8 protein-coding genes are annotated in these 5,952 nt (G+C 43.9%); all 8 read right to left on the bottom strand.

Features of this window, described 5'->3' with window-relative positions:
• A partial coding sequence (locus K1X84_16510; GenBank protein MBX7153231.1) for a nitroreductase family protein occupies nucleotides 1–341 on the bottom strand: 341 nt, incomplete at its 3' end.
• 55 nt (nucleotides 342–396) lie between these two features.
• Nucleotides 397–849 carry a MarR family transcriptional regulator gene (locus K1X84_16505; GenBank protein MBX7153230.1) on the bottom strand — a complete coding sequence of 151 codons (453 nt, stop codon included), beginning with the start codon at nucleotides 847–849 and terminating at the stop codon, nucleotides 397–399.
• A 66-nt stretch (nucleotides 850–915) separates the two neighbouring features.
• On the bottom strand, nucleotides 916–1,383 hold the full coding sequence (locus K1X84_16500) for an Rrf2 family transcriptional regulator (GenBank protein MBX7153229.1): 468 nt from the start codon (nucleotides 1,381–1,383) through the stop codon (nucleotides 916–918).
• A gap of 216 nt (nucleotides 1,384–1,599) precedes the next feature.
• On the bottom strand, nucleotides 1,600–1,926 hold the full coding sequence (locus K1X84_16495) for an SUF system Fe-S cluster assembly protein (protein MBX7153228.1): 327 nt from the start codon (nucleotides 1,924–1,926) through the stop codon (nucleotides 1,600–1,602).
• Nucleotides 1,916–2,380 (bottom strand): SUF system NifU family Fe-S cluster assembly protein, encoded by a 465-nt coding sequence (locus K1X84_16490; protein ID MBX7153227.1) that lies wholly within the window; start codon nucleotides 2,378–2,380, stop codon nucleotides 1,916–1,918. Before K1X84_16490 ends, K1X84_16495 begins: the two co-directional genes overlap by 11 nt.
• Complete coding sequence (locus K1X84_16485; protein ID MBX7153226.1) at nucleotides 2,380–3,630, bottom strand: cysteine desulfurase; 1,251 nt, start codon at nucleotides 3,628–3,630, stop codon at nucleotides 2,380–2,382. Before K1X84_16485 ends, K1X84_16490 begins: the two co-directional genes overlap by 1 nt.
• A 59-nt stretch (nucleotides 3,631–3,689) precedes the next feature.
• Nucleotides 3,690–5,009 carry a Fe-S cluster assembly protein SufD gene (gene sufD, locus K1X84_16480; GenBank protein ID MBX7153225.1) on the bottom strand — a complete coding sequence of 440 codons (1,320 nt, stop codon included), beginning with the start codon at nucleotides 5,007–5,009 and terminating at the stop codon, nucleotides 3,690–3,692.
• Between the two features lie 21 nt (nucleotides 5,010–5,030).
• A complete protein-coding gene (gene sufC, locus K1X84_16475; GenBank protein ID MBX7153224.1) occupies nucleotides 5,031–5,786 on the bottom strand; it encodes a Fe-S cluster assembly ATPase SufC in 756 nt (251 codons plus the stop codon).
• Nucleotides 5,787–5,952: the final 166 nt, after the last annotated feature.

Below are 5,952 nucleotides of genomic sequence, written 5' to 3'. Positions count from 1 at the left end.
GCAAGGCCGAGATCGTGCAGAGCGTGACGATTAAAGCCGTGCGCATGGTTGATTTTAGCAATTGCAAGAAGCAAAACCGGCGCATTCTGAGCAAAAAGCCGGTTATTGGAAGTAAGGATATTCAATAGATGTTCAAAAGTTTCTTTTGATTCTTTGCGCACAAGAATAAATCGCCACGGCTGCTCATTAAAAGATGAAGGCGCCCACCGGGCGGCTTCAAACAGGCTTTGCAGCTTGTCATCGGATACGGGTTCGTCCGAAAACGCTCTTGGACTCCAGCGGTTGCGGATCAGATCGTTAACTGGAAACTGAACGGGTGCGGGTTTACTAATGGATTTCATAATGTTTAAATTGAAATATTTTAAATTCAAAATATATAACCTGTTTATTATAAAATTATTCCCTTAAAGACAATCCAAGTTTCTTGAGTAGCCGGCCTAACTGTTCTTGTTCGTCCGGCGTTAATACCGATACCAATGTAGTAATATAGCCTGCATGTTTAGCAAAGATTCGCAAAAACAGCTTTTTCCCTTTGGGAGTGAGTTGAATCATGACAGATCGGCGATCTTTATCGCCACGCTCGCGCCCTACGAGACCTTCTTTTTCGAGATTGTCAATAACAACGGTCATATTGCCGCCGGAAACAAGCATTTTCTTACAGAGATCGCCGGTGGTCATCGGGCCTAAATGCCCGAGACACTCCAGCACGCCGAATTGTGGTTGCGTCAATCCGAAAGTACGGATGTGCTCATGGGTTCGTTTGTTGAAAACAGAAAAAGCTCTCGCAAGTTTGACCCACATTGTTAGAGCGCGGTCGGCTGATTGGCCATATTGCCGGGTCGTTTTCATAATTAGTTTGAATTCGTAATATTTATAACAAAGTTGTAAAAAAAATCAATGGATTAACCTCGCCGATTAGACTACTGATCGAATGGATTCGGGAATCTGGATAGTGGTAGGGACCGGTTCGTCCGTTGCAATAAGATCTTTCAGGGTAATTTTGGTTACAACCTGATCGACGGCTTGTTGAATGGTTTGCCACAAGCCTTTGACGGAGCAGCCGACATTGTGATTGCACATATCTTCGACACCGGCATGTTTTTCGCAAAAATCGGCTTCAAAGAGCCGGCCGCCAAGTACGGCCAGTACATCAGCGACCGAAATTTCTTCAGGTCTCCGCGATAGGGCGTAGCCGCCGTCTTGTCCTCGCGTGCTTTCGATAAATCCGCCAAGACGCAACAATCGTGTAAGCTTTGCAACATGCGGAATGCTGATGCCTTCCGCTTCGCTGATCTGAGGAATCGTCCTGCCGCCCAAATGGTGATGCTTGCCGATCTGGATCAGACAGCGTAATCCGTATTCTTCCTGACTACTGAATTTCATTGGCTTGACTTCTGAGTTTTGAAAAAAGATATATCAACAATAAACCTAAAAACAGTATTATAGAAATGCATAATGCAAAGAAAGGAATCATACCATCCATTTCGTCAAAATACTTTTGACCGTTTACTGAAAAATATCCCCACCACCCGAATAGGCCAAGAACAATATCCACTAAAAAAAATGGTATGATTATTTTTTGATATTTTCTCATAAAAATTATAGCATACCCAATTCTAATTTGGCCGCTTCACTCATCATCGAAGGATTCCAGGTCGGCTCCCAAACAATTTCTACTTTAACGCCCGGCACGCCATGAATGTTACGAACTTTATTTTCGACTTCAATAGGCAGTGATTCGGCAACGGGGCAGTGCGGCGAAGTGAGCGTCATTTTAACGTTGACACTTTTGTCATCATCAACTTCTATTCCGTATATTAATCCCATTTCATAAATGTTGACGGGGATTTCGGGATCGTAACACGTACGCAATGTCTCGATGACCTGCGCTTCAATTTGCATTTTTTCAATTAAATTAGTTTCCATTTTCTTCAGTGGTAACAATGTTGGGGTCGTTTTCGAGCGCGGATTGAACAGTGTGCCACGCCAAACTGGCGCATTTGACACGCGCCGGGAATTCCCTGACGCCGGCAAATACAGCCAGCTTGCCAAGTTGAGTATTGTCGACCGGTTGGTCCAAGCTTGATGTAACCAGCGTATGAAAACGTTCAAATATTTCTTTAGCTTCAGCTTTAGTCTTCCCTTTTAAAACCGTTGTCATTAAAGAGGCTGAGGCTTTCGAAATGGCGCATCCGGATCCTTCAAACCGTATATCTTTGATCTTGTCATTTTCAAGAATCAAATAAACGAACAAATGATCGCCGCATAAAGGGTTGAAGCCTTCATGCTGGCAATTGGCGTGATCGAGTTTTCCGAAATTTCTCGGATTTTTGTTGTGATCCAGAATGACTTCCTGGTATAAATCGCGTAGTTCGGACATTAGCTGAATACTTTCATAACTTTACGGATGGCATCGGCCAAAATATCAATCTCTTCTTTAGTATTGTACATCGCCAACGAAGCACGGGATGTCGCCGGTACTTTAAAAAACTGCATGACCGGCTGTGTGCAATGGTGACCCGTTCTAATGGCGATTCCTTCGACGTCTAAAAACGTTCCGACGTCGTGAGGATGCACATTATCTAAAACAAACGATAAAATTCCTGTTTTGCTTTTTGCAGTACCGATCAGACGTAGTCCTTTAATCGATGACAAAACGTCCGTTCCGTATTCCAACAACTCATGTTCATACTGACCGATGGCATCGACGCCGATTGATTGTAAATAACGCACACCAGCCGTCATGGAAATTCCACCAACAATATTGGGCGTTCCAGCTTCAAATTTATAAGGTAATTCATTAAATGTCGTTTTCTCAAATGTGACGGATCGGATCATATCACCGCCACCTTGATACGGCGGCATTTTTTCGAGCAGGGCTTGTTTGCCGTACAAAACACCCACTCCAGTCGGCCCATAAATTTTGTGGCCGGAAAAAACATAAAAATCACAATCCAATGCCCGTACATCCACGGTTAAGTGCTGTACAGCTTGAGCGCCATCCAACAAAACCGGTACGCCGTACCGATGGGCAGTCGCTATCATTTCCTCAACGGGATTGATCGTCCCGAGCGAATTGGACACATGAACGATTGAAACAAATCGGGTGCGTGGATTGAATAATTTTTCGTAAGCATCCAACTGCAATTCACCGCGTTCATTCATCGGAATAACGCGAAGTTTTGCTCCCGTTTGTTCGCAAACGATTTGCCATGGAACAATATTCGAATGATGCTCCATCGCCGAAACAATGATTTCATCGCCTTCTTTGAAAAAGGTACGTCCGTACGATTGTGCTACGAGGTTGATTCCTTCCGTCGTGCCCCTTACAAATAAAATTTCTTTTTCGGAAGCGGCATTGAGGAAATTTTTCAAAATCGTTCGTGTGTTCTCATAGGCTATAGTAGCTTGTGAACTCAGATAATGAACGCCACGGTGAATATTGGAGTTTTCGAAGGTATAATACCGCGTAATGGCATCGATCACTACCTGCGGCTTCTGGCTGGTTGCCGCATTATCGAGATAAACCAACGGTTTGCCATGAACTTGTTGTTTGAGTATCGGAAAATCTTCCCGGATTTTTTGTACGTCAAAAGCAGTTTCGGTACGTAAAACAGAGGCAACGCTCATGAAATATCTTTTTGTTTTTTCAAATCTCGTAATGCACTTTGCAGCGCATTGCAGGTAATTTATTTTTTCAATCGTGATAACAAAATACGATTCAATTCATCACGCAACGGTTCGTAACGCACCTGTTCAACCACACTTCCAGCAAATGCCTGAGTTAGAAGGCTTTCTGCTTCGTGTTTATCCAATCCGCGCGCACGAAGATAAAACAGCATTTCTGAGTCGATTTGTCCGACTGTGGCGCCGTGAGTACATTTGACGTCATCCGCAAATATTTCTAACTGCGGTTTGGTGTTAATCGTTGCATCTTTCGATAATAAGAGCGCATGATTTGATTGTTTGGCGTCCGTTTTTTGTGCATCCTGACGAACAAGAATTTTTCCGTTGAATACAGCGGTTGACTGATCGTCTAAAATTCCTTTATAGACTTCGAAGCTATGGCAATGCGGTTTGGCATGGTCAATAAACGTGCGGTTATCAACATGCTGCTGATCGCGTGCAACGTATACGCCATTTAAACGGCTTTCAATGTCCTCGCCGTCCAGTTCAGTCGCGGCTTCATTGCGCGCCAACGCTGCGCCAAACGAAAAGAGATTCGAGGCAAAATTACTGGAGCGTTGCTGATGAATGTGCATATTGCCGATGTGAAAAGCATTCAAGCTCTCGAGCTGAATTTTGTGATGCTCGAGCACGGAATTTTCATCGGTGTATACTTCCGTAATGGCGTTGGTAAAATAAGTACCTTGGCCTGTGCTAGTATAACTTTCGATGATCGTTGCTTGCGAATGTTTGCCGGCGATAATCATGTTCCATGGCTGAATCAAAGTCGGTTGTTTATCCGATATTGCAACGAACAACAGGTGAATAGGCTTTTCGACCACGGTGTTCTCAGCAATGGCTATGAAAGCTCCGTCCATCAGAAACGCCGAACTCAGTGCCGTGAAAATATTTTTTTCAACGCCCGCATATTGCGTCAGATGTTTGAAAACGAGATCTGAATTTTCATTCACCGCAGTTGCCAGACTTTTGATAGTCAAACCTTTGGGTAATTCATTCAGCGAAGAAAATTCGGAAGAAAAATGGCCGTTGACCAAAACGATTCGATGAGCAGAAAGACTATTAAGAGGTAAAGACGAAAATAATTTTTGTGACAATTTACCTTTGGGATAAACGAGCTCGGGTTCGAATTGGTGCTGAAGAATCGGCTCGACGCTGGTGTATTTCCAATCTTCGTGTTTTGTCGTCGGGAAGTCGTATTCATTAAAATGAGCGAGGCCAAGTTTGTGAATTTCAACGGACGGTGCTGCGACACGCCCGTTCATACTTTTCTCAAAGGCATCATACCGGCTGCGGTACCAATTTTTTTTATCGTCTTGTTTCATGATAATATTTTTTATTCTGAATTATACAGTTGCGGTTTCGGGACGAACCCAGTCGTACCCTTTTTCTTCCAGTTCCAACGCGAGTTCTTTCTTGCCTGATTTAACGATACGTCCATCCATCAGCACATGCACAAAATCCGGCACGATATAATTCAACAGGCGCTGATAGTGCGTTACGACGATCACCGCGTTGCGATGGCTTTTAAGTTGATTAACGCCGTTGGCGACGATGCGTAATGCGTCAATATCCAAACCAGAATCAGTTTCGTCCAATATCGCCAGCTTCGGATCCAATAACGCCATTTGAAAAATTTCATTACGTTTTTTCTCGCCGCCGGAAAATCCTTCATTGACCGGTCGTTTGAGCAAGTCCTGATCGATTTCGACCAGCTTGGATTTTTCTTTGACCAGCGTCATAAAATCCATCGCGTCTAATTCTTCCTGGCCTTTGTGTTTACGAACGGCATTGAGGGCCGCTTTTAAAAAATACATATTATTGACGCCGGGAATTTCAACAGGATACTGAAAAGCAAGGAAAACGCCTTCGCGCGCACGATCTTCCGGAGCCATTTCCAATAAATTCTTTCCTTCGTAAATGACTTCACCGGCAGTAATATCATAATCTTCGCGCCCGGCCAAAATCTGGGCGAGCGTGCTTTTACCGGAGCCGTTGGGTCCCATGATCGCATGTACTTCACCTGCATTAACTTTCAGATTTATTCCGTTGAGAATTTCATTGCCTTCTACCGAGGCATGGAGATTTTTAATTTCGAGCATATGACCTTATTTTAGTTTATTGATTTTCATTAGCCAACGCTTCCTTCCAGACTTACTCCCAATAACTTCTGCGCTTCGACGGCAAATTCCATCGGAAGTTCGCGGAAGACTTCCTTACAGAATCCGTTGACGATCATATTGACGGCGTCTTCGGTCGAGAGTCCGC

The organism is bacterium (genome assembly GCA_019695335.1).
In the GTDB taxonomy this organism is placed as follows: domain Bacteria; phylum CLD3; class CLD3; order SB21; family SB21; genus JABWBZ01.
The sequence above is the reverse complement of the archived record's forward strand: the minus strand, read 5'-3'. Positions and strand labels throughout refer to the sequence as shown.

Excerpts from the sequence above, each read along its gene's own strand:
- sufC (MBX7153224.1), bottom strand. The coding sequence starts at position 5,786 with ATGCTCGAAATTAAAAATCTCCATGCCTCGGTAGAAGGCAATGAAATT.
- K1X84_16500 (MBX7153229.1), bottom strand. The coding sequence starts at position 1,383 with ATGAAATTCAGTAGTCAGGAAGAATACGGATTACGCTGTCTGATCCAG.
- K1X84_16490 (MBX7153227.1), bottom strand. The coding sequence starts at position 2,380 with ATGTCCGAACTACGCGATTTATACCAGGAAGTCATTCTGGATCACAAC.
- K1X84_16495 (MBX7153228.1), bottom strand. The coding sequence starts at position 1,926 with ATGGAAACTAATTTAATTGAAAAAATGCAAATTGAAGCGCAGGTCATC.
- sufD (MBX7153225.1), bottom strand. The coding sequence starts at position 5,009 with ATGAAACAAGACGATAAAAAAAATTGGTACCGCAGCCGGTATGATGCC.
- K1X84_16505 (MBX7153230.1), bottom strand. The coding sequence starts at position 849 with ATGAAAACGACCCGGCAATATGGCCAATCAGCCGACCGCGCTCTAACA.
- K1X84_16485 (MBX7153226.1), bottom strand. The coding sequence starts at position 3,630 with ATGAGCGTTGCCTCTGTTTTACGTACCGAAACTGCTTTTGACGTACAA.